Origin of the sequence: Marivivens marinus, from assembly GCF_035969385.1 — a bacterium.
Classification (GTDB): domain Bacteria; phylum Pseudomonadota; class Alphaproteobacteria; order Rhodobacterales; family Rhodobacteraceae; genus SELP01.
The window spans coordinates 415,726-438,491 of the sequence record NZ_JAYKKJ010000003.1 but is presented as its reverse complement, the minus strand read 5'-3'; the positions used below and the strand labels follow the sequence as shown (position 1 = coordinate 438,491).

The window sequence follows — 22,766 nt, the reverse complement described above, 5'->3', positions numbered from 1 at the left end:
GCGGGGTGGAGCAGCCCGGTAGCTCGTCAGGCTCATAACCTGAAGGTCGTAGGTTCAAATCCTACCCCCGCAACCAATATTATCATTCCAAGACAATACACTACGCCTCGCATCCGCGGGGCTAAAGGCGCTCAAAAATCCGCGCAGTCGGTACCGAGGATCTATCCGTGGGCGCGCGTCTCGTAGGCCGCGATCGCGTCTTCGACATTTGGGTAATAGATTAGTTTGCCGTTGGCGAGTACCGCGCCGGCCTCGCACATCTTGCGCAACTGCGACACGGAATGGCTGACGAAGATGGCTCCGGCCCGTTCCGTCCGGGTTTTGAACAGCCGTCGACTCTTCTCGACGAAATCCGCGTCGCCTGTCGCGGTAACTTCGTCGATCAGGTAGGTGTCGAACTGGATGCCGAGGTTGATCCCGAACCCAAGACGCCCCCGCATCCCGGATGAATAGGTCCGAACCGGCATATGAAAATGATCGCCCAACTCGGCGAAGTCTTCGACAAAACGGACCAGTTCATCCGTATCCACGCCGTAGATCCGGGCCACGAACCGGGTGTTCTGAGACCCGGTCATATCGGGGTGGATTGCGCCCGATATGCCCACTGGAAACGAGATCTGCCCATCGGTCAGGATCTCTCCGGACGTGGGCGCGGTCAGCCCGGCGATCATCCGGATCAGTGTCGATTTCCCCGCCCCGTTGCGACCCAGGAGCCCGACCGTAACGCCACTGGGGATCGTCAGGTTGATATTGTCGGCCACGACTTTGCGCCGGCCGCCATGCCTGTAGACCTTGGTCAGATTCCGCAGGACGATCATGAGCGGCCCCTAGCGCCGGTCACGCAGCGAATAGCCGATCAAAAGTGCCAGTGCCCATGTCAGAAAGGCAAACAGCGCGACGATCAGCGTGGTTTCGACAACCTGAGGGTGGCTGGGACTCTCGGGCAGCGACGGGGCCACATGTGCGGCAAGATAGCGGCTTTGGCGGCGTGCCTCGGCCACTGATCCGTCATAGGCGGCAAGCGCGGCGGTATAGGACTGTTCGGCAAACTGAAGTTCTACCGCGAGCCGCTCATATTCCCCGACCACATCCGCAAACACCTGCCCCCCGGTTTCATGGTCCCCTGTCGTGCCAAACCCGAGTTTACTCCGTTCCTCGTCGATACGGGCGCGGATGATGTCCGCACGTTGGCGGGCCTGAATCAATCGCGGATCGTTCTGGTTGGTGCTTTCCGACAGCATGTCGATGTCGATCATGGTTTCCGCAAGCTGGGTATTCAGCGACGACAGGATCCCCATCTGGCTTTGGATCGATGCGGCGGGGTCCACGATCTGGTTTTCGTTGCGAAACCGGGTCAGCGCCTCGCGCGCCGATTTGAGCCGCTCCACCGCGAGGTCGAGCTCGTCGCGTGCATAGCGCGTTGCGTCTTCGCGTGCGATTGCGGACAGCCGGTTGATCATCAGGCTGCTTTCCTCGTAGACGACCGAGGCGATCGCCTGAGCGTCATCGGGGGCAAAGGCGCTGACCTCGACATTGATCAACCCTGTTCCGCTGTCGGAATAGACCCGGACCATCCGATACCAATAGGCGGTTTTGTCTTCGATTGTGCCGGGCGGCTGATAGGCAAAGATCGGGTCGGTGTCTGCAGGGGCCTTCGCCCACAGCGCGACCAGACCCAGCCGCTCATCCACCTTCCGAACCATTTCAGAGCTTTGGATGAAATCGTAGAGAATGTCGGTGTCAGACGACGACGAGCCGGAGAGTTGCGCAACCCCGCCCAGAAGCTCGAAAGCAGAGCCGACCTCCTCGGTCCGGACCGAAAACCCGACCTGCGATGTGTAGCTCGGCGTTGCCCGTTCCGTCAGATACCAAAAGGCCAGCAGCGTCGGGACAATCACGATCACAAAGAAGGCAAGGATACCGATCGTATGTCGCCGTTTAATGCGGGCGGGCGGGGCGGCGGCCAATGCCGGGTCCTCGGCGGGTGCGGGTGCTTCCTCTGACTGCTCGGCCTGTCGCCGCACCGCCTCTCGCTCTTGTTCGAATTCGTTTCGAAACCCTTCGACCTTTGTCCTCAGCCGTGCGAGTTTCAGCTCTTCCATCTCTTCCTGGAGGGCCGCCCGCTCTGCTGCACGAGGGTCTGTCGCGGCGGTCCGCGGCGGCTTGGGTTGATCGTCTGAAGAGGCTGTCACGTGCTACCTTCCTGGCGTATTGACCCACTCGGGCCCCGCGATAGTAGAACCCCGCAAGTGTGCTGGCTAGTCATCCTTGCCGCCAAAACCCATCGCCCGGATCAGGGCGCTGTCATGCTGGGTGAACCGTTCGAGGCGCCCGAGGCTGTCGTCGCGTTCAAATCGGGCCGCCAATTCGGTCCATCGGCTTGCCTTGCCGGCCTTGGGGCCGGCGTTCTTGAACGTCTTGCGCAGCCGCACCGGTTCTTGAAGGATTTCTTCAAGATCCTGTTCCAGCGGTCCGAGGTCATCAAGCATGTAGATCCGGTCGATCTTGTCGCAGTTGCGCAGGGCAAGCTGCACCTGTTCATCGGTCGAAAGCCCCTCCATCCGGCCCGAGGCGCGCATCTTTCGGGTTGCTAGGTAGCTACAATAAAAATTGTCATATTGATCGCGGATAAACCTCTGCCAATCCGCCGTCCCGCCAAAGAAATAGTCATCCGCCGACAGCGTCGAGATGAGCCGCATATTGGTGCGATCTGGTCTTTGCAGGTCCTCGGCCGAACATTTCTCGGCCTCTCGCAGGGAATAGAAATAGAACGATGCGATCCGTTCCTTTGGATCGCGCAAGATCGTGAATACAAACCGGTTCTCGGGCAGGTTATCAACCTCGTCCCAATCCAGGTGCCCGGAATAGAACCTGTAGCCCGCAGGCATTTGCGGCCCTCCCTTCGCCTGCGTGTGCAAGGTGATCGGGCTGGAGTTCTTGTCGCCCACGATCCGGCGGATCTCCGAGATAACCGACATCCCGGCGGTCTTGGGGATATGGAGGAAGGCGAGGGTCGGGGCAGCATTGCCGCTCGGCAGTGGCGTTGAATTGATCGGCCGACTCGGCCGGGGCGCGGGCAGTCCCCGCCAACTGTCTGGCAAGGTCCCGAACCGGGCAGTCATGGCCCGGTATTGCGGAGCGAGCGCCTCGTGCAGCATCGCCTCGATATCGGCGGGAAGTGAGGCATCGCGCCCACGCAGATCGTCGCGGGGCGGCTGGATGGCCTGTCGGGAAATACCGGCGAAATCGCATATCTCGTCCGCCGTGGCCTGACTGAAAGTCGGTTCGTGGAATACGTATTTGATCCGCTCTGCCGGAATAGCCCATTCCAACTCCCGGATCGTCCGGTCGTAGTCTGCGCGCGGAATTCGATGAACGTTCCCGTTTGCGCAAATCTGCATCGCGCGGGCGGCGCAGGCCATCTCGAACGCGTCCGAGGTGAGGGCATCGCCTTCGTTCGCGATATTCATCCGGATCTGGGACCAAAGACGGTCAACCGGGTCCCTGAGAAGGAACAGGAACCGGGCCGTGCCGATCCGGTCCATCGTGCGGAAAGTTTCGGCATCAAGGGTCATGTAGGACGGGGTAATGTCCGTCAGCAGTGGTTCCTTGTTCCGGCCCTCCGTCAAATACTCGACATATCGCCGGAAAACTCTTGGCTTGTCCGCATAGATCCGGAGGTGACGCGCCCAGGTCTGAATCTTCAAGAGATCCATGTCGTCCTGCATTTCAAAGGGTGGGGCGATGCGGGCCGCAGCCTCCCTGATGCTGTCAAGCTGACGGTCTCTGTGGACTTCTTCGTTCTTGCCGTAGAGCACGTCGAAGTAATGGAGTTCCTTCTGTTCCGGAACATGGCATTCGGGATGGCCCTTCAGGAAATCATACAGCCAGCTGGTGCCGGCTTTCTGCGCGCCGATCCCGTAAAGGATACTGGTACCCTCCGGCAGCTGCGAAACTTCCGGTGGGAAGGTCTTCAGGACCATATCAAGGATCGGACCGGCGTGCGTCTCGATCGTCTTGGACGAAAGGATGGACTGGTGGGTTGCCTGCGGAACCTCGATCAGGCGGGCAGTTCCCGGCGCCCAGGATGTCACGAAACGCCGTGCAAGGTCAGGGTCCGCGATCTGGTCGGCCCGTCCCTGCAAAAGCAGCAGACGGAAGGGCATTCCCGTCGGGCTGCTGGTCAAAGGGTTCTCAGCCCCTGACCACGGCATGTGGCCGCCGGTAGGCCCTGCATCCAGGGTCGGGCTGATAAGGATCACGCCACTTTCGCGACCGGGGTGCCTGCGCAAAAGGTCCAGCGCGACGGCGGCAAGGTCGGAATAGGCCATCACATAGAGCCTGCTTCCACTTCCTGCGAGCGACCTGCGAAACTGCCCAAGCGCTTCTTCGCACCGGGTCAGGACATCCTGTGCATCCCCGCCCTTGATCTCTGCCCGCTGCACAGAAACGAAACCGTTTTCCACAATCTTTTCATACAGCTTCTCAAAACTCTTGGCCGTTCTGCTACTTCCCGCACGGTCAAGGTGAAGGATCACGGCACGGCGTTCGATTGTTGCGGGATACTCGGTAAATTCCACCACTCCACCTTTCGGCGACCGGTCCATCAGTCATCAACTTTACAGTTTCGCTGGTCAGACCTGACAGCCCCCCTTGATCCTGTCAAGGCAGGCCGCCCCGGTGACCAAGGCGGTTTGCCGCCACCGGAATATTGAGTTTCATCGCCGGACCTGTGATGCTGCCTGAACGGTGTCAGGAAAGACCGATCATTGGAAAACACGCCACCTTTGCGACCTGTGAACCACCTGCCGCGTTTCGCCACCGGCCGCGCGATAGGTGCGCTCGTTCTACGAGAGATGTCTTCGACCTATGGGCGGCATTGGGGGGGGTATGCATGGGCCGTTATTGAACCTGCGGCGATGATCCTCGTTCTGGCGTTGATCTTCTCGGTCGGGTTTCGAACTCCTGCTCTTGGCACCAACTTCGCGATCTTCATGGCCTCGGGCTTTCTGCCTTTCCTCCTTTACACGGATGTGGCCAACAAGACCGCTCAGTCGATAAGCTATTCGCGGCAATTGCTCAGCTATCCGCGCGTCACGTTCATGGATGCGATCCTTGCCCGGCTGATCCTGACGGTCCTGACGCGGGCCTTGGTCAGCATGCTGATTCTGGCCTTTATCCTTGGCGTCTATGACACGCGGACCATTCTGGACGTTCCGCCAATCCTGTTGTCTTTCGGCCTTGCCGTCCTGCTGGGCCTCGGTGTCGGCCTTCAGAACGCGGTCTTGATGACGCGCTTTCCGATCTGGCGGTCTTTGTGGGGCGTGCTGACTCGTCCGCTGATTTTTGTTTCGAACGTGATCTTCCTGATCGAACGGTTTCCCGAACCCTTTAGCAGTTGGCTGGAATGGAACCCGCTGGTTCACATCATGGCCTTGTCCCGGACTGGTTTCTATTACAGCTACCGGCCCGACTATATTTCGGTCGGATATGTGGTTGGGATCGCTCTTGTGCTGGCGGTTCTGGGGATACTGTTCCTGCGTCGCTACTATCGCGACTTTCTGGAGCTTTGAGATGCAAGGGGCGGCCCAATGGCCGCCCCGGTCTTTCGCATCGAACCCGGCCTAGGCCAGATCGCGATAGCTGATTTCCTTGTGGTCCTCGCCGGTTTTGCCGCGCCGCACCAACAGCCGGTTGAGCGCGTGGATATAGGCTTTGGCCGAGGCGACGACCGTATCCGTGTCCGCCGATTGGCCTGTGGCGATATTGCCATCCTCTTCCAGCCGGACCGAAACGGTGGCCTGCGCGTCGGTGCCCGCGGTCACGGCGTGCACCTGATACAGCTCCAGATGGGCGCTGTTGGGGTGCAGGACTCTGATCGCCTTGAACGTCGCATCGACCGGCCCGTCACCATGCGCGGTGGCCGACACATCCTTGCCGTCAATCTCCATTTCAACGGTGGATTCCGCCGGGCCGCCGGTGCCGCAGACAACCCGCATCGACACAAGCTTCAGCGCGTCATTCTCGGCATCCTCACCAACCCGGACCAGCGCGATGATGTCGTCGTCGAACACTTCTTTCTTGCGGTCGGCGAGTTCCTTGAACCGGACAAAGATATCCTTCAACTGGTTGTCGCCCACCTCGAACCCGAGGTGCTGAAGCTTGTCGCGCAGCGCCGCACGGCCGGAATGCTTGCCCAAGGGCAAGGAGGTGCCGGACAGGCCGATATCCTCGGGCCGCATGATTTCAAAGTTCTCGCGGTTCTTCAGCATCCCGTCCTGATGGATGCCGCTTTCATGGGCAAAGGCATTCTTGCCGACGATCGCCTTGTTGAACTGCACCGCGAAGCCGGATGCCGTGGCGACCTTGCGGCTGACGTTCATGATCTTGGTGGTGTCGATGCCCGTGTGCCACGGCATGATGTCGTGGCGCACTTTCAACGCCATCACCACCTCTTCCAATGCGGTGTTGCCCGCCCGTTCGCCAAGCCCGTTGACCGTGCATTCGATCTGCCGCGCGCCGCCGGCAACGGCGGCCAGCGCGTTGGCCGTCGCCATGCCAAGGTCGTTGTGGCAATGGGTGGCGAAAATGATCTCGTCCGCACCGGGCACTGTGTCGATCAGCCGCTTGATCAGGTCGGCGCTTTCAGCTGGCGCGGTATAACCGACGGTATCGGGGATGTTGATCGTGGTCGCACCGGCCTTGATCGCAATCTCGACCACTCGGCACAGATAGTCCCATTCGGTCCGGGTCGCATCCATCGGTGACCACTGCACGTTGTCGCAAAGATTGCGGGCATGGGTCACGGTTTCATGGATCTTCTCGGCCATTTCATCCTGGGTCAGGTTCGGAATGGCGCGGTGCAGGGGCGAAGTGCCGATAAAGGTGTGGATGCGCGGTGATTTCGCATGGCGCACCGCTTCCCAGCAGCGGTCGATATCCTTGAGGTTGGCACGGGCCAGCCCACAAATGGTCGATTGTTTCGACCGCTCCGCAATTTCGGAAACGGCGCGAAAATCCCCTTCGGAAGCGATGGGAAAGCCCGCTTCGATGATGTCTACGCCCATGTCGTCCAGCATCTCGGCGATGTCGAGCTTTTCCTGATGGGTCATGGTCGCGCCGGGGGATTGTTCCCCATCGCGAAGCGTCGTGTCGAAAATCAACACACGGTTCTTGTCGGTCATGTTTGTAGTCCTGTTGTTTCTTAGCCTTGGGTGTAGTCCGGCGCGATTGTCCCCTCTGAGCGGTCGCGCCGAATGGCACGCTCAGAGGCGGCTAAGAAGCAGCTCCAGCAGACGCAGCCCGTCACGGGCCGAAGTGGGGATATGGGCGTCCTTGGTCATGGGGCCGGACTATACGACAAGTTTTCCCGAGGAAAAGACCAAAAGTGTCAGACGAGGCCGAGTTCCGCGTCCGTGGCGATCCTGTCGTATTTATCTTTCGGTGGCATCGGGCGTCCGCGCCAGTCGGGATCAAACACGAAACTTGACCGGTTGCGGCCTTCGGGCAGGGCACCGTTCCCGGCCCCGATTGCATAGTCGTAGTACAGTTTCACGATCTCGTCGAAGCTGACCTGTTGCGCGGCAGGATGGGCAAGGCAGGCATCGCGCCAACGCGCGACCCGGTCGTAGTCTGGGCCTTTGGGCAATTCGAACCCCTCGTAGTAGTCAAGGAACCAGAACCGCATCATCAGCGAGGTATAGACACATTCGGCAAGGCCAAACTGGTCGAACAGCCATAGGCCATCTGGGTTATGCTGCATCAGCTGATCGTTCATCCAGCGATAGCGGGCCAGAAGCGCCTCGCGCTTTTCTTCCGTCTTGGCGCGGTCGCGGTTCATCACCATCACATAGCCAGCCATGCCAAACGGGCCTTCGCCAGTGATGAAGAACCGTTCCACCGCCCGCTCATAGGGATCGGTCCGGGCAACGGCGGGATCGGGAAACCGTTCTTCGATGTAGCGCAGGATGACAAGGCTTTCCTTCAGGATCTTGCCGTCCTCTGTCTCCATAATAGGCAGGGCCGTCGTTCCCCGGCTTTTCTGCAAGAGCCAGTCTTCGCGCGGTTTGGTGATGTCGACGACATGGAAATCGACAGCATCGCGCAGGCCCTTGAGTTCGAGAAGAATTTCAATCCTTTGGGAAAAGGGGCAAACGGGGATGTGGTAAATGATCGGCTTTTGCATCGGGCAAGCATGCACTTTCGGCGGCCGGTTTGCCAAGGCTTGATCTGGGCGCGAAGGCCGCTAGCTCCTCCGCCATGAACCGCGCCCTTGTCATCGGATCAAGCGGCGGCATAGGCGCCGCACTGTGCCATCATTTGCGTGGGCAGGGGGCAGAGGTGCTGGGCCTGTCCCGCAGCGAACACGGGCTGGACCTGCTTGATCCCCCCTCGATTGACGCGGCGATGGGCACGCTGTCCGGGGTGTTTGATACGGTTTTCGTGGCGACCGGGGCGCTGGCCACCACGGGAGGAACCCCGGAAAAATCGCTCTCGGCAATTGACGCTGAGCAGATGGCGCAGGTCTTCGCGGTCAACGCCATTGGCCCGGCTCTTCTACTCAAGGCCCTGCCGCGCCTGTTGCCCAAGGACCGGACCTGTCGGGTCGGTGTGCTGTCCGCGCGGGTAGGGTCGATCGGGGACAACCGGATCGGCGGTTGGCACAGCTACCGGGCGTCCAAGGCGGCGCTGAACCAGATCGTCCGCGGCGCGTCCATCGAACTGCGGCGCACGCAACGGCAATCGATCTGCGTCGCGTTGCACCCCGGCACCGTTGAAACACCTTTCACAGCCCGATACGCCGGTCGGCACAAGACCGTTCCCGCGGATACCGCAGCGGCCAACCTTGTGGCTGTCTTGGACGCACTTTCACCGGATCAGACCGGTGGGTTCTTTGACTATGCCGGGGCGCAGGTCGACTGGTAGCGGAACACCGCCGGTCCCCGCAGCCCCGTCGAATTGTCTTGCTATATCGTCGTCGGTGCCCCATACGCGCCCTGCAACCGTTATTCTATCTCGACCCTGTCTTCCTTCATCGGCTTACAGTTCTTCGATCTGAGACTGACCAAGCCGGGCTACCGCACTTCCGCGGGTGGCAAACATATAAGGAAGACACACGATGGCTAATGGCACCGTGAAATGGTTCAACTCCACCAAAGGTTTCGGCTTCATCGAGCCCGAAGGCGGCAGCAAGGACGTGTTCGTGCACATCTCCGCCGTTGAGCGTTCCGGCATGACCGGTCTGGCCGATGGCGCGAAGGTTACCTTCGACATCGAATCCGGCCGTGACGGCCGCGAAAGCGCGATCAACCTGGCGCTGGCCTAAACCTTTCCCGAAAGGGAACGGAGAGATTGAAAAGGGCGGCCACTGGGCCGCCCTTTTTCGTTATCCCTGCGAAAACGACACGATGGCCTGTGCCGGAACCGCGCCCGATTGCCGGTTCACCTCGCGCCCGCCCTTGAACTTGACCATCGTCGGGATGCCACGGATGCCATAGACCATGCCCGCCTTCTGGTCGGCCTCGGTGTTCAGCTTCACCAGCCGGGCCTTGCCCTTCAGGGTCGCCGCGGCCTTTGAAAACTCGGGCGCCATCATCCGGCAGGGGCCACACCACGGCGCCCAGAAATCCACGACCAATGGCACATCGTCGGTCTTGGCGGCCTTTTGAAGGGTCGCCAGATCGATCTCGACCGCCTTGTCGGTGATCAGTTTTGCACCACAGGCAGCACATTTCGGCCCTGCCGACAGCTTGTCTTCTGGCACCCGGTTCACCTGCCCGCAATCGAAACAGGTCATCTTCAGTCCAGCCATCCTGGCCTCCATAACACATCTTGAAATCAGGATATGAATTCACGGAAGACCGTTCAAGTCTTCAGGCGAATTCGGCCTCCTCGCCGGTGGTGTCTCGACGCCGGACCGGGGCCTTCGCGGTCACGATCAGGGCCTCGACATCCTCGCCCCGATCCTTGCGTAGGACGCGCCGGTCCATCGTCATCCCGACAAACCCGGCGGTCGCCAGAAGTTCAGACAGGTAGGCCTGACCATGTGCGTATCGTCGGGATGGGCGCAGGATAAATCCGGGGTCCTCCGTCGCCTCGACGGTAAAGGCAAAGGTTCCGCCCGGCGCCAGTGCCGCCGCGACCCAGCCTATGATCCGTTCAAGCGCGCCGAGATAGATGAACACGTCCGCGGCCACGATCAGATCGAACTGTGGGTGCACCGGGGTCAGCGCCCCGATGTCCTGTTTGTCCAGCCGGTCATAGATCGCCTTGGCCCGCGCCCGTTCCAGCATCCCGGCCGAGATATCCCATCCTTCCAGCCATGTGCAGCGATCCCGGATCGCCGCGCCCATCAGCCCGGTGCCGCAGCCAAGGTCCAGCGCCCGGGCATAGGGGCCGGGCAGGCAGGCGGCCAGCTGTTCGGGCCCGGAGTAGGCCAGCCCGTCGACTAGAGACCGGTCAAAGCCGGGGGCATATTGATCGAACAGCGCCTCGACAAAGGCGGGGGGCATCTGCTCTGCCACCGGCACGGGGCGCAGTAGGTCGCGGCGCAACCCGGCGCCATGCAGGTCCGCCGGGTCAAGGCGCAGGGCGGTTTCATAGGCCGCAATGGCCTGCGATGTATCGCCTGCCGCTTCGGCCATTTCGCCCAGACGCATCCAGCCCGCCACCCAGTCCGGGAAGTCGGGAAGGGTTTCGGACATCAGCGCGGCAGCGGCGGCCGGGTCGCCTTCGGCAAGAAGCGCATCAGCGAACATAAGCCGCCGGTCAGCATTCAGATCGCCGGACGATCCATTCGGAATGGGGGACATGAGGGGCCTGCAAAAAGGGCAAAAGACAGTGACGGTCGGGACAGTCGGTTGTCTAGGACAGGGGCAGGCGCATGGCGCGTTTCGCGAGGCTCACAAGGGGTTTGAGCGCATATGGCGCTCGCCCCGTTCTCTGTCAAGTTGTGACAAACCCCTTGATACGAATCCGATCTGCCCCCATATCGTTTCCCGCGACGTTACCACTATCGACCCTGTCTCCGACCAACGGCCTCAGTTCTTCGATCAGCGACTGACGAGCCGACCCGCTGCATCGTGCGAGCGGTTAAACTAAGGAGACTACAGATGGCCAACGGCACCGTGAAATGGTTCAACACCACCAAAGGCTATGGCTTCATCGCCCCCGAGGGCGGCAGCAAAGACGTGTTCGTGCACATCTCTGCCGTTCAGCGTTCGGGCCTTGAAGGCCTGGCTGACAACCAGAAAGTGACCTTCGACATCGAAGCCGGCCGTGACGGCCGCGAGTCGGCGGTTAACATTTCTCTCGCCTGATCGCGAAAGACTTGATCTGAGGCATGGGTCCGGGGAAACTCGGGCCCATGTTTCGTTTTGCCCCCCTGATTGCGGCGGCCCTGCTGGCCACGCCCGTAGCCGCCCAGACCCTTCCGATCGAGGAAGAGATCACCTTTATCACCAAGGTGTTTTCCCGAATTCAGGAACGGTCCTTTGCCTTGAACAAGGAATTATGCGGCTACGTCGGCTATAACCGCGCCGGCGAATTGGACATCACCCGGATCATGGAGGGGGAGGAAGCCGCCTGTTATCTTCCCAATTGGCCCGCGGGGATGGAGGTGATCGCCTCGTTCCACACCCATTCCACCTATAGCCCCGACTACGATTCAGAAGTGCCTTCGTCGACCGATATGGAAACTGACGAAGAAGATGGGATCGACGGCTGGGTCGCCACGCCCGGTGGGCGGCTGTGGTATATCGACAGTTCGGAGATGATCGCCTTTCAGGTCTGCGGCATCGGCTGCCTTCCGATGGACCCGAATTTCGTGCCCGGCCCGGAGGGCGCGATCAAGGAAAGCTACACCTACCGCGCCATCCTGAAAAGCGAGGCCTACTGACCGGCGCGCAGCCCTTCGGCAAATTCCAGCAGGACCGGTCCCATATGGGCCACGATTTGCACGACTCCTTCGGCGTTCGGGTGCAGCCCATCGGGCTGAAGATAGGCGGCGCGCGCCTCGGCCATGTCGCCTTCGGTCAGCAGCCCCTCGAAAAAGGTGGGGTAGAAGGTTGCACCGTATTGGGCGGCAAGATCCGGATACATCCCGTCAAAGGCCGCCTTGTAGTCGGGGCCATAGTTGTTCGACACCTCAAGGCCGACCAGCATGACACCGACGCCCGCCCCCTCGGCCGCCTGAAGAATGCCGTCCAGATTGGCGTGGCTGACTTCGGGCGCGACGCCGCGCAGAAAATCATTGCCCCCCAGCGCCACGATCATCCCATCCACATCCGGCGTCAGGGTCCAGCCGACGCGTGCCAACCCGCCCGCCGTCGTGTCGCCCGACACGCCCGCGTTGATCAGCGTGATCCCCGCCCCCTGCGCATCCAGCCAGGCCTGCATCTGCGGCACGAAGCCTTCGTTAACCGGCAGGCCATAGCCTTGGGTCAGACTGTCCCCAAGCGCAGCGATGGTCAGATCCTCGGCCTGTGCGGCGGCGGCAAGGGGGATGAGCAGAAATGGAAACTTGCGCAGGCCGCGCGCCGCCCCATATCCAAGAGAGACCAAATTGTTGAAGGCCCGTTTCATGTCTGACCCCATCCTTTCCCTGACCGACGCCGCGCTGACCTTGAAGGGCAACGCCGGACCGGTCGAAATCCTGCATGGCATTTCGCTGGAGGTGAAGGAAGGGGAAAGCCTCGGTCTGATCGGGCCAAGCGGGTCGGGCAAATCATCGCTCCTCATGCTGATGGGCGGGCTGGAACAGGCCACCGGCGGGTCCGTGCGGGCGCTGGGCCATGACCTGACAACCATGTCCGAAGACCAGCTTGCCCGGTTTCGCAGAGATAATATGGGGGTGGTGTTCCAGTCTTTCCACCTGATCCCCACGATGACCGCGCTGGAAAACGTGGCGACGCCGTTGGAACTGGCCGGGGTTACGGATGCATTTGACCGGGCGGCGGCGGAACTTGATGCCGTCGGGCTTGCCAACCGGGCCGACCACTATCCCAGCCAGATGTCAGGCGGCGAACAGCAGCGCGTGGCGCTGGCCCGCGCGGCGGCGCCGCGTCCGCGCATCCTTTTGGCCGATGAACCCACCGGCAACCTGGATGAGGCGAACGGACAGGCGATTGTCGACCTGTTGTTCGGGCTGCGCGACCGGCACGGCGCGTCTCTGGTGATGGTGACCCATTCAAACGAACTGGCACGGCGTTGTGACCGGGTGATCCGGCTGCGCGACGGGCGGATCGACACCCAGGATCAGGCGAGGGCCGCCGAATGACCCTGCGCCTCTCGGCCCGGCTGGCCCGGCGCGAATTGCGCGGCGGGTTGCGCGGGTTCCGGATATTTCTTGCCTGTCTGGCGCTGGGCGTTGCGGCGATTGCCGCCGTGGGCAGCGTCCGCACCGCCATCACGACCGGACTTCAGACCGAAGGCGCGGCGCTTTTGGGGGGCGATGCCGAAGCCAATTTCACCTATCGTTTCGCCCGCGACGAGGAGCGCGCCTTCCTTGAAAGCGTTTCGGATCGTCTGTCCGAAACCGTAGATTTCCGGTCCATGGTCGTCGTCGACCGCGACAGCGGTCCCGAACGGGCGCTGACACAGGTGCGCGCGGTGGATGATGCCTATCCCTTGGTGGGGGCTGTGCGGCTGGACCCGCCGATGGACCTTGCCGCCGCTTTTGCCGGGGTGGACGGGCTGCCCGGCGGCACGATGGAGCGGGTTCTGGCCGACCGCCTGGGCCTTGCCCCCGGGGACCAGTTCAAGCTGGGCAACCAGATATTTGTCCTGTCGGCAATCCTCGACCGCTACCCCGACAACGCTTCGGCGGGTTTCGGGCTTGGGCCGCGCACGCTGGTTCTGACACGTGATCTTGCCAATTCAGGGCTGATTGCCGAGGGCACACTCTTTTCCACCGACTACCGGCTCGATCTGCCCGATGGCACCGACCTTGCCGCGCTGGAACAGCAGGCCGAAGACCAGTTCCGCGATGACGGGATGCGCTGGCGCGACAGCCGCCGGGGGGCAGGCGGGGCCGAACGGTTCGTCGACCGGATCGGGGCCTTCCTGATCCTCGTGGGGCTGTCAGGGCTGGCGGTCGGCGGGGTCGGGGTATCTGCCGCGGTCCGCGCCTACCTGTCGCGCAAGACCGAAACCATCGCCACATTGAAGACGCTTGGCGCGACCCGGTCCGTGATCTTTCAGACCTACGCGATTCAGATCGGCGTTTTGACAATCCTCGGGGTCGCGCTGGGCCTGATCCTCGGGGCTGGCCTGCCGCTCTTGTTCGCGCCCCTGATCCTTGCGCAGTTGCCGGTCCCCGCCGAATTCGCCCTCTACCCCGGCCCGCTGGTCGAGGCCGCCTTTTATGGCGTCATGGCCGCGGCGATCTTCACCCTTTGGCCGCTGGCCCGGACCGAGGACATCCGCGCCGCGACCCTGTTCCGCGATGCCGTGGCGGCGGGGCGGGCCCTACCGCGCTGGCGCTGGGTCTGGCTCACGGTCGGGCTGTTGGCGGTCTTGCTGGGGGCAGCGGTCTGGTTGTCGGGCACGGCCTTCCTCACGCTCTGGACGGCGGGCGGGATCGCAGGCGCGCTGCTGGTTCTGGCCTTCACCGCCGTGCTGGCCCGCATCGTGGCGCGGCGCAGCGGGCGGGCGGCACGGGGGCGGCCCGCGCTGCGGTTGGCGCTGGGTGCTATCGGGGCGCGGGGCGGGGAAACCACCTCGGTCGTTCTGTCGCTGGGGCTGGGGCTGGCGGTGCTGGCCTCGGTCGGGCAGATCGACGGCAACCTGCGCAACGCCTTTGCCGATGAATTGCCCGCCGTCGCGCCGTCCTATTTCTTCGTCGACATTCAGCCCGACCAGATCGACGGGTTCAAGGCACGGCTGGCCGACGACCCGGCGGTCAGCGATGTGGACGCGGCCCCGATGCTGCGCGGCATCATCACGCGGATCAACGGCCAACCGGCCGAAGAGGTCGCAGGCGGCCATTGGGTGATCCGGGGCGACCGGGGTGTGACCTATTCCGCCGGCATCCCGGAAGACACCACCGTGACCGAAGGCGACTGGTGGCCGCGCGATTATGACGGCCCGCCGCTGGTCAGCTTCTCGGCCGAGGAAGCGGCAGAAATCGGCCTGAGCATCGGCGACACCATCACCGTCAACATCCTTGGCCGCGATATCACCGCAACAATCAGCAGCTTCCGCGAGGTGAATTTCGAAACCATGGGGATCGGGTTTGTCATGCTGATGAACCCCGGCGCGCTGCAAGGGGCGCCGCACAGCTGGATCGCCACCGTCTATTCCGAACCCGAGGCCGAGGCGGCGATCCTGCGTGACCTTGCCGGGGCCTATCCCAATATCACCGCAATCCGCATCCGCGATGCCATCGGGCAGGTGATGGAACTGGTGCAGGGGATCGCCGCCGGGGTCCGATATGGGGCACTTGCCACGCTGGTCACCGGGTTCCTTGTGCTGATCGGTGCAGCGGCGGCGGGTGAACAGGCCCGCACCTATGAAGCGGCGGTTCTGAAGACCCTTGGCGCCACGCGGGCGCGCATCCTGTCATCCTTTGCCCTGCGGGCGGCCCTGCTCGGCGCGGCAGCGGGCGCAGTGGCGCTCTTTGCAGGGATCGCCGGGGGATGGGCGGTGATGACCTTTATCATGGAAAGCGACTTCACAGTGATTTGGGGCAACGCGCTTTGGATCGTTATCGGGGGTATCCTTGCCACGATGCTGGCGGGGCTTGGGTTTGCGCTGCGATCCCTTGGCGCGAAACCGGCACAGGTGCTAAGGGCGCGGGAATGAACGGACACCTACGATTCTTCGGCTATGGGTCGCTTGTGAACCTCGCGACCCATGACTACCCCGACGCCCGGCCCGCGCGGCTGCGCGGCTGGCGGCGGGTGTGGCGGCATACCTCGCTGCGGCCCGCGGCCTTCCTGTCGGTCGAACCCTGCGATGCGACAGTGATCGACGGGGTGATCGCCGCCGTTCCGGGGGCCGATTGGGCGGCGCTGGACCTGCGCGAACGGGCCTATGCCCGGCGCGACGTGTCCCATCTAGTCGACCATGACGGGGACCGTGGGGAAACCGCCGTCTATCAGGTGGAAGAGGGGCACCTTGCCGCGCCGACACTGACCCATCCGGTCTACCTGTCCTATCTCGACGTTGTGGTGCAGGGGTTTCTGCACACGCTGGGGCAGGCGGCGGTCGAACGGTTTTTTGAGACCACCCATGGCTGGGACGCGCCGATCCTGATGGACCGCGCCGCGCCGCGCTATCCCCGGCACCAACGGCTGACGCCCGCCGAGGTCGCGCTGGTCGATGATTGGCTGCGGCAGATCGGGGCGCGGGTGGTAGAGCCCGACGACAGCCCCCTTGCCCCCGCCGACTGAACCGCCGATCCTGACGGGGTGAAACCCGTCCGAAAGGCCCACCCATGTCCGATACACCGCCCAAGGCCCCGCCCGTCCTGAAAGTGCCCGCGCGGCCCAATGATGTGAATGTGAACGGCGATATCTTCGGCGGTTGGGTCATGTCGCAGATGGACATCGCCGCCGGGATCGTCGCGCGGGAACGGGCCAAGGGCCGGGTCGCCACTGTCGCCGTTGATGCGATGCAGTTCATCCGGCCGGTGCGGGTGGGCGACGTGCTGTCGGTCTATGCCACGGTCGAACGGGTCGGGCGCACGTCGATGGGTATCCATATTGAGGCCTGGGCGCTGCGCCACCTTGCAGGGTTCGAAGAGGAAAAGGTCACCGAAGGCACCTTCACCTTCGTCGCGATCGACGACGAGGGGCGGCCAAGACCAGTGTCAGGCTAGTCTCGCCGGGACGCCTAGCGGCCCGGCACACGCCCGCCCGCCCCATGGCGGGCGTGTTCCACGCCCACCCGTGCGGGCGCGTGCCTCCTGTTGGTCGTGCAAAAAGGGCGGCCATTGGCCGCCCCTCGAATTCTGCAATCTGATCGGATCAGCGCGTGAATTTCTTGTACTTGATCCGCTTCGGTTCCAGCGCGTCCGGCCCCAGCCGCCGTTTCTTGTCTTCCTCATAAGCGGTGAAATCGCCCTGGAACCATTCCACATGCGCCTCGCCCTCGAAGGCGAGGATGTGGGTGCAGACCCGGTCAAGGAAGAAACGGTCGTGCGAGATGACCACGGCGCAGCCCGCGAAATCCACCAACGCATCTTCCAGCGCCCGCAGCGTTTCCACGTCCAGATCGTTGGTCGGTTCGTCAAGCAGCAGGACGTTGCCGCCTTCTTTCAGCAGCTTGGCCATGTGGACGCGGTTGCGTTCCCCGCCCGACAAGAGGCCCACCTTTTTCTGCTGATCGCCGCCCTTGAAGTTGAACGACCCGCAATAGGCGCGGCTGTTGACCTCGGCGTCGCCCAGCTTGATCAACTCGGCCCCGCCCGAGATTTCCTCCCAGACGGTCGCATTGGGATCAAGCGCATCGCGCGACTGGTCAACGTAGGACAGCTGTACGGTTTCGCCCAGCGTGATCGTGCCTTCATCCGGCTGTTCCTGACCGGTCAGCATCCGGAACAGGGTCGATTTCCCGGCGCCGTTGGGGCCGATCACGCCGACGATGCCGCCCGGCGGCAGGTCGAACGACAGGTCTTCGATCAGAAGCTTGTCGCCCATCGCCTTCTTCAGCCCTTCGACCTCGATCACCTTGCCGCCAAGCCGCTGGCCGTTGGGGATGACGATCTGGGCGCGGCTGACCTTTTCCCGCTCGGACTGGCTGGCCAGTTCGTTATAGGCGTTGATACGGGCCTTCTGCTTGGCCTGACGGGCCTTGGCCCCGGCGCGCATCCATTCCAGTTCGCGTTCCAGCGTCTTCTGCTTGGCCTTGTCCTCGCGGGCTTCCTGTTCCAGCCGCTTGGCCTTCTGTTCCAGCCAGGCGGAATAGTTGCCCTCGTACGGGATGCCCCGGCCCCGGTCGAGTTCAAGGATCCAGCCGGTGATGTCATCAAGGAAATACCGGTCGTGGGTCACGATCAGGATCGTGCCCTTGTAGTCGATCAGGTGCTGTTGCAGCCAGGCGATGGTTTCCGCGTCAAGGTGGTTGGTCGGTTCGTCGAGAAGCAACATGTCGGGCGCTTCAAGAAGCAGCTTGCACAGGGCGACCCGGCGCCGTTCCCCGCCCGACAGGGTAGAAACATTGGCATCGTCCGGTGGGCAGCGCAGCGCCTCCATCGCGATGTCGATCTGGCTGTCGAGATCCCACAGGTTTTCCGCGTCGATCTGGTCTTGCAACTGGGCCATCTCGTCGGCGGTTTCGTCGCTGTAGTTCATCGCCAGTTCGTTGTAGCGGTCCAGCTTGGCCTTCTTCGCGGCCACGCCCAGCATGACGTTGTCGCGGACGTTCAGGCTCTCGTCCAGTTGCGGTTCCTGTGGCAGGTAGCCAACCTTGGCGCCCTCGGCGGCCCATGCCTCGCCCGTGAAATCCTTGTCCATGCCGGCCATGATCTTCAGCAGGGTGGATTTACCGGCGCCGTTGACGCCGACGACACCGATCTTCACCCCGGGCAGAAAGTTCAGGCGGATGTTTTCGAACACCTTCTTGCCGCCGGGGTAGGTCTTGGACACGCCGTCCATGAAGTAAACGAACTGGTAGTTTGCCATTGGATTGCGGCTCCGTCAGGGAATTTCGGTTTGGCCCTAGATAGCGATCAAGGGGGGCGGGGGCAATCGGTTGCCGGTCCTGCCGCGCGGTTTGACTGTTGCCGCTAACAGGTGTCTAGATGTCCCCAAATCAAGGAGGACTCCGATGCCCTATACCGCCGCCGAAAACCGCTATGACCGGATGGTCTATCGCCGCTGTGGCAACTCCGGCCTGAAACTGCCCGCCGTATCGCTGGGCCTGTGGCACAACTTCGGCCACGACACGCCCCATCAGGTCAAACGCGATATCTGCCTGACGGCATTTGACCACGGGATCACCCATTTCGATCTTGCCAACAACTACGGCCCGCCGCCGGGGTCGGCGGAACGTGCATTCGGGTCGATCATGGCGGAAGATCTGAAACCTTACCGGGACGAACTGATTATCTCGTCCAAAGCCGGATACGAAATGTGGGACGGACCCTATGGCGAATGGGGCAGCCGGAAATACCTCATCGCCTCCTGCGACCAGTCGTTGAAACGGATGGGGCTGGATTACGTCGATATCTTCTATTCCCACCGTTTTGATCCCGACACCCCGCTTGAGGAAACCATGGGCGCGCTGGACTACATCGTCCGGTCGGGCCGGGCGCTGTATGTCGGGATTTCCAGCTACAACAGCGAACGCACACGCGAGGCGGTGGCGATCCTGAACGATCTTGGCACCCCCTGCCTGATCCATCAGCCCAGCTACAACATGCTGAACCGCTGGGTCGAACGGGACGGGTTGAAGGACACGCTGACGGAACTGGGCGTTGGGTCTATCGCCTTTACGCCGCTGGCTCAGGGGATGCTGACCCGGAAGTATCTTGGCGGCATCCCGGACGGCAGCCGCGCGACGCAGGGCAAGAGCCTTGACCCGACGATGATCTCGGACCGGGCAGTGGCCAACCTCAACAAGCTGAACGAGATCGCCGAAGCACGCGGCCAGACCCTTGCCCAGATGGCGATTGCCTGGGTGCTGCGGGATGGCGGGATTACCAGCGCCCTGATCGGCGCGTCAAAGCCAAGCCAGGTTGTGGATTGTGCAGGCGCGGTCGGGAACCTTGACTTCACAGCCCAGGAACTGGCCCTGATCGACGAATACGCGGATGAGGAAAAGATCAACCTTTGGGCGCAGTCCGCTGAAATAGACGAATGATTTCTGAACTGTGCCTGTTTGATCTGTCTGAGGGGGTCAGCGTCCTGCTGGCCCATGATGGGCATATCGAGGCACCAAACTGGCACCCGGACGGATACCTGATCGTCAATGGCGGCGGGCGGCTGTTCCGGGTGCCGCTTGACGCCCCCGCGCTGATCCCGATCGACACGGGGACGGCAGTGCGCTGCAACAACGACCACGGGATATCGCCCGATGGCCGGACCCTTGTGATTTCCGACAGCAGCGTGACCGACGGCAGTTGTATCTACACTTTGCCCATCGGGGGCGGCACGCCCGCCCGCGTGACGGAACAAGTCCCAAGCTGGTGGCACGGCTGGTCGCCGGATGGGACCCGGCTGACCTATGTTGCAGCCCGCGACGGGGGCCCGATCCTGCCCTATACCTGCGCGCTGGACGGATCGGATGAACGGCTTTTGGTCGGTGGATTCGACCATGTCGATGGGCCGGATTACACGCCGGACGGCAACTGGATCTGGTTCAATGGGGAACGAGACGGACAGGTGGACCTGTGGCGCGTGCACCCAGACGGCACGGGGTTGGAGCGGATGACCGACGGCCCGACGGTTGACTGGTTCCCGCATCCGTCCCCGGACGGGCGGCACGTCCTGTTGCTGGCCTATCCGAAGGGGACGAAGGGACACCCTGCCAATCTGGATGTCGCCCTGTGCCTGATGCCCGCCGCCGGTGGGCCGGGCCGCGAGCTGATCCGCTTCACCGGTGGGCAGGGCAGCATCAATGTCCCCTGCTGGTCGCCGCAATCCGATCGTTTCGCTTTTGTCCGATACAGGCTATAGGCTGGGTCGGAACCAGTAAGGGCAAGGGAATGCAGGGTTTTCCAGTGGCGCGGCCCGGTCAGGTGATCGGACTTCTGGGCGGGTCGTTTGACCCGGCCCATCCGGGCCATGCCCATATCACCCGCGAAGCGTTGAAACGGTTCGGGCTGGATCGTGTCTGGTGGCTGGTCAGCCCGGGAAACCCGCTCAAATCGCGCGGGCCCGCACCGCTTGCCACACGCATGGCGGCGGCGCGCAAGATCATGGACCACCCCCGTGTCACCGTCACCGATATCGAGGCGCGGATCGGCACCCGCTACACCGCCGAAACGCTGGCGCGGTTGCAGGCGATCTACCCCGGCGTCCGCTTTGTCTGGTTGATGGGGGCGGATAACCTCGCCCAGTTCCACCGCTGGCAAGATTGGGAAGAGATCATGCACCGGGTGCCGGTCGGTGTCCTTGCCCGGCCCGGCGACAGGATCGCGGCGCGCATGTCCAAAGCGGCCCGGATCTACCGTGATGCCCGGCTGCACGGGCAAGCTGCCGCGCAACTGGGCCGGGCGGAGGCCCCGGCTTGGACCTTCCTGAACATGCCGATGACCCCCGAAAGCTCGACCGCGATCCGTGACCGGGGCGATTGGGGCTAAGCCCGCTTGCGGTTTTTGGGGCCGCCTGCCTAGACTGCACACATGAAAACGACCCTCACTCGTCGGGCCGCCCTTGGCGGGATTGCCTCTGCGCTTGCGACTGCGGCCCTGGCCGAGCCGCCGCTGCGGTCGCTGCGCCCGGTCGCACGGCCGGGTGCGCCCGTGCCGGTTGTCCGGGATGCCATCGCAGATGTTGTTGCCCGTGCCGGTCTTGGCGGGGTGGTTGGTGTCGCGGTTGCGGACCTTGAAACCGGGGCGGCCTTCGACCTGCACAACAGCGCCCGGCCATTGCCCCCGGCAAGCGTGGGCAAGTCTCTTACCGCGCAATACGCATTGGAACATCTTGGGGCGGATCATCGGTTCATTACACGGATAATTGCCGATGGGCCGATTTCGGACGGTATTTTAGATGGTAATTTGATCTTGGTGGGCGGTGGTGATCCGACCCTGCTGACTGATCATCTTGCCGACGCCGCCGCCCGGACCAAGGCGGCGGGGCTGCGTGAAGTGCGGGGCAGGTTCTTGGTCTGGAACGGGGCCTTGCCCTACCAGCCGCTGATCGACCCCGATCAGATGGAGCATCTGGGCTACAACCCGGCGCTGTCCGGTCTGAACCTGAATTTCAACCGGGTTCATTTTGAATGGGCGCGGAACGGTGGTGATTATCGGGTGACGATGGACGCCCGCAGCGAAAAATATCGCCCCGATGTGCACATGGCCCGGATGGAAGTCCGCAACCGGGACCTGCCTGTCTATACCTACGAAGATGGCGGGACCGAGGACCGCTGGACCGTGGCGCGCGGCGCGCTGGGCAACGGCGGGGCCCGCTGGCTTCCGGTGCGGCACCCGGAACTCTATGCGGGGGATGTCTTCCGCACCTTTGCCCGAAGCCATGGGATTACCCTGTCGGCCCCGGAGCGCGCCACTGACATTCCGGTCGGGACGGTCCTTGCCACCCTGACCAGCGGGCCACTGACCGAGATCGCGCAGGATATGCTGAAATACTCGGTCAACCTGACGGCCGAGGTTCTGGGCCTGACGACAACCCAATCCCGTACCGGAATGGCGCGAACGATCCGGTCGTCCGCGGCCGAGATGAACCGCTGGCTTCTGTCGGACAAGGGCGTCGCGGCCCGCATGGTCGATCACTCGGGCCTTGGCGATGACAGCCGGATCACCGCGAGTGGCATGGTCCGCTTCCTGTCCCGTCCCGAAGTCGCGGGCAGGCTGCGCCCGCTTCTCAAGGATATCCCGATCCGCGATGCCGACAACCGCGCGATCCCGAACCATCCGGTGCAGATCGTGGCCAAGACCGGCACGCTGAATTTCGTGTCGACCCTTGCGGGCTATATCCGGACCGAGGGCGGAGGGGACCGGGCCTTTGCCATTTTCGCCGCCGATCTGGACAGGCGAGAGGCGGCAAAACGATCCGGTGACGAGGTTCCGGCAGGTGTTCGAACCTGGAACCGTAAAGCCCGCGATTTACAACAGGCGCTCTTGCTGCGCTGGGGGACGGTTTGAG

22 protein-coding genes are annotated in these 22,766 nt (G+C 62.8%); 13 read left to right on the top strand and 9 right to left on the bottom strand.

What is annotated here, in order from left to right:
* Positions 1-161 precede the first annotated feature (161 nt).
* From U3648_RS07000 to U3648_RS06990, 3 genes are all read right to left on the bottom strand, one after another.
* Positions 162-818, bottom strand: coding sequence for an ABC transporter ATP-binding protein (locus tag U3648_RS07000; RefSeq protein WP_420858525.1), 657 nt, complete (start codon positions 816-818; stop codon positions 162-164).
* A gap of 9 nt (positions 819-827) precedes the next feature.
* Positions 828-2,192 (bottom strand): KpsE/RkpR family capsule polysaccharide export protein, encoded by a 1,365-nt coding sequence (locus tag U3648_RS06995; RefSeq protein ID WP_420858524.1) that lies wholly within the window; start codon positions 2,190-2,192, stop codon positions 828-830.
* Between the two features lie 66 nt (positions 2,193-2,258).
* Positions 2,259-4,580 (bottom strand): sulfotransferase, encoded by a 2,322-nt coding sequence (locus U3648_RS06990; RefSeq protein WP_420858523.1) that lies wholly within the window; start codon positions 4,578-4,580, stop codon positions 2,259-2,261.
* Between the two features lie 216 nt (positions 4,581-4,796).
* Between U3648_RS06990 and U3648_RS06985 the strand changes: the two genes are divergently transcribed.
* Positions 4,797-5,573 (top strand): ABC transporter permease, encoded by a 777-nt coding sequence (locus U3648_RS06985; RefSeq protein WP_420858521.1) that lies wholly within the window; start codon positions 4,797-4,799, stop codon positions 5,571-5,573.
* A gap of 51 nt (positions 5,574-5,624) precedes the next feature.
* On the opposite strand, the gene U3648_RS06980 is transcribed toward U3648_RS06985, so the two are convergent.
* Together U3648_RS06980 and U3648_RS06975 are read right to left on the bottom strand one after the other, a co-directional pair.
* Positions 5,625-7,184, bottom strand: a complete 1,560-nt coding sequence (locus U3648_RS06980) for a 2-isopropylmalate synthase (protein WP_420858520.1) — start codon at positions 7,182-7,184, stop codon at positions 5,625-5,627.
* A gap of 206 nt (positions 7,185-7,390) precedes the next feature.
* Positions 7,391-8,185, bottom strand: coding sequence for a glutathione S-transferase family protein (locus U3648_RS06975; RefSeq protein ID WP_420858519.1), 795 nt, complete (start codon positions 8,183-8,185; stop codon positions 7,391-7,393).
* Between the two features lie 74 nt (positions 8,186-8,259).
* On the opposite strand from U3648_RS06975, the gene U3648_RS06970 reads away from it, so the two are divergent.
* Both U3648_RS06970 and U3648_RS06965 read left to right on the top strand, forming a co-directional pair.
* Entirely contained in the window at positions 8,260-8,925 is a 666-nt protein-coding gene (locus U3648_RS06970) for an SDR family NAD(P)-dependent oxidoreductase (RefSeq protein ID WP_420858518.1), read from the top strand.
* Between the two features lie 193 nt (positions 8,926-9,118).
* Complete coding sequence (locus U3648_RS06965; RefSeq protein ID WP_129682795.1) at positions 9,119-9,325, top strand: cold-shock protein; 207 nt, start codon at positions 9,119-9,121, stop codon at positions 9,323-9,325.
* A gap of 60 nt (positions 9,326-9,385) precedes the next feature.
* Here the strand turns inward: U3648_RS06965 and trxC are convergent, their stop codons facing one another.
* Both trxC and U3648_RS06955 read right to left on the bottom strand, forming a co-directional pair.
* Positions 9,386-9,811, bottom strand: a complete 426-nt coding sequence (gene trxC / locus U3648_RS06960; protein WP_420858517.1) for a thioredoxin TrxC — start codon at positions 9,809-9,811, stop codon at positions 9,386-9,388.
* Between the two features lie 61 nt (positions 9,812-9,872).
* Positions 9,873-10,811, bottom strand: coding sequence for a class I SAM-dependent DNA methyltransferase (locus U3648_RS06955; RefSeq protein ID WP_420858516.1), 939 nt, complete (start codon positions 10,809-10,811; stop codon positions 9,873-9,875).
* A 300-nt stretch (positions 10,812-11,111) separates the two neighbouring features.
* Between U3648_RS06955 and U3648_RS06950 the strand changes: the two genes are divergently transcribed.
* Both U3648_RS06950 and U3648_RS06945 read left to right on the top strand, forming a co-directional pair.
* Entirely contained in the window at positions 11,112-11,318 is a 207-nt protein-coding gene (locus U3648_RS06950) for a cold-shock protein (RefSeq protein ID WP_129682801.1), read from the top strand.
* Positions 11,319-11,365: 47 nt separating this feature from the next.
* Positions 11,366-11,896, top strand: a complete 531-nt coding sequence (locus tag U3648_RS06945; protein ID WP_420858515.1) for a DUF4329 domain-containing protein — start codon at positions 11,366-11,368, stop codon at positions 11,894-11,896.
* Here U3648_RS06945 and U3648_RS06940 read toward each other — a convergent pair.
* A complete protein-coding gene (locus tag U3648_RS06940; protein ID WP_420858514.1) occupies positions 11,890-12,582 on the bottom strand; it encodes an arylesterase in 693 nt (230 codons plus the stop codon). The genes U3648_RS06945 and U3648_RS06940 overlap by 7 nt on opposite strands.
* On the opposite strand from U3648_RS06940, the gene U3648_RS06935 reads away from it, so the two are divergent.
* From U3648_RS06935 to U3648_RS06920, 4 genes are read left to right on the top strand one after another with little or no spacing between them, the layout of a single operon-like run.
* A complete protein-coding gene (locus tag U3648_RS06935) occupies positions 12,581-13,276 on the top strand; it encodes an ABC transporter ATP-binding protein (RefSeq protein ID WP_420858513.1) in 696 nt (231 codons plus the stop codon). The two genes, U3648_RS06940 and U3648_RS06935, sit on opposite strands and share 2 nt — an antisense overlap.
* Positions 13,273-15,801: an ABC transporter permease gene (locus U3648_RS06930; RefSeq protein ID WP_420858512.1), complete on the top strand. Its 2,529-nt coding sequence runs from the start codon at positions 13,273-13,275 to the stop codon at positions 15,799-15,801. The genes U3648_RS06935 and U3648_RS06930 overlap by 4 nt, the downstream gene beginning before the upstream one ends.
* On the top strand, positions 15,798-16,391 hold the full coding sequence (locus U3648_RS06925) for a gamma-glutamylcyclotransferase family protein (protein ID WP_420858511.1): 594 nt from the start codon (positions 15,798-15,800) through the stop codon (positions 16,389-16,391). The genes U3648_RS06930 and U3648_RS06925 overlap by 4 nt, the downstream gene beginning before the upstream one ends.
* 44 nt (positions 16,392-16,435) lie before the next feature.
* Positions 16,436-16,819, top strand: coding sequence for an acyl-CoA thioesterase (locus U3648_RS06920; protein WP_420858510.1), 384 nt, complete (start codon positions 16,436-16,438; stop codon positions 16,817-16,819).
* A gap of 148 nt (positions 16,820-16,967) precedes the next feature.
* On the opposite strand, the gene ettA is transcribed toward U3648_RS06920, so the two are convergent.
* Positions 16,968-18,623 (bottom strand): energy-dependent translational throttle protein EttA, encoded by a 1,656-nt coding sequence (ettA, locus tag U3648_RS06915; RefSeq protein WP_420858509.1) that lies wholly within the window; start codon positions 18,621-18,623, stop codon positions 16,968-16,970.
* A 145-nt stretch (positions 18,624-18,768) separates the two neighbouring features.
* Between ettA and mgrA the strand changes: the two genes are divergently transcribed.
* Genes mgrA through dacB form a run of 4 tightly spaced genes read left to right on the top strand, consistent with a single transcriptional unit; the run spans position 18,769 to position 22,765 of the window.
* The gene (gene mgrA, locus U3648_RS06910; protein WP_420858508.1) at positions 18,769-19,803 is read left to right on the top strand and encodes an L-glyceraldehyde 3-phosphate reductase; all 1,035 of its coding nucleotides are present in this window, start codon (positions 18,769-18,771) and stop codon (positions 19,801-19,803) included.
* Positions 19,800-20,618 (top strand): TolB family protein, encoded by an 819-nt coding sequence (locus U3648_RS06905; RefSeq protein WP_420858507.1) that lies wholly within the window; start codon positions 19,800-19,802, stop codon positions 20,616-20,618. The genes mgrA and U3648_RS06905 overlap by 4 nt, the downstream gene beginning before the upstream one ends.
* A gap of 29 nt (positions 20,619-20,647) precedes the next feature.
* Positions 20,648-21,244, top strand: coding sequence for a nicotinate-nucleotide adenylyltransferase (locus U3648_RS06900; protein WP_420858506.1), 597 nt, complete (start codon positions 20,648-20,650; stop codon positions 21,242-21,244).
* Between the two features lie 42 nt (positions 21,245-21,286).
* Positions 21,287-22,765 carry a D-alanyl-D-alanine carboxypeptidase/D-alanyl-D-alanine endopeptidase gene (dacB, locus tag U3648_RS06895; RefSeq protein WP_420858505.1) on the top strand — a complete coding sequence of 493 codons (1,479 nt, stop codon included), beginning with the start codon at positions 21,287-21,289 and terminating at the stop codon, positions 22,763-22,765.
* The last annotated feature ends 1 nt before the right edge of the window (position 22,766 follow it).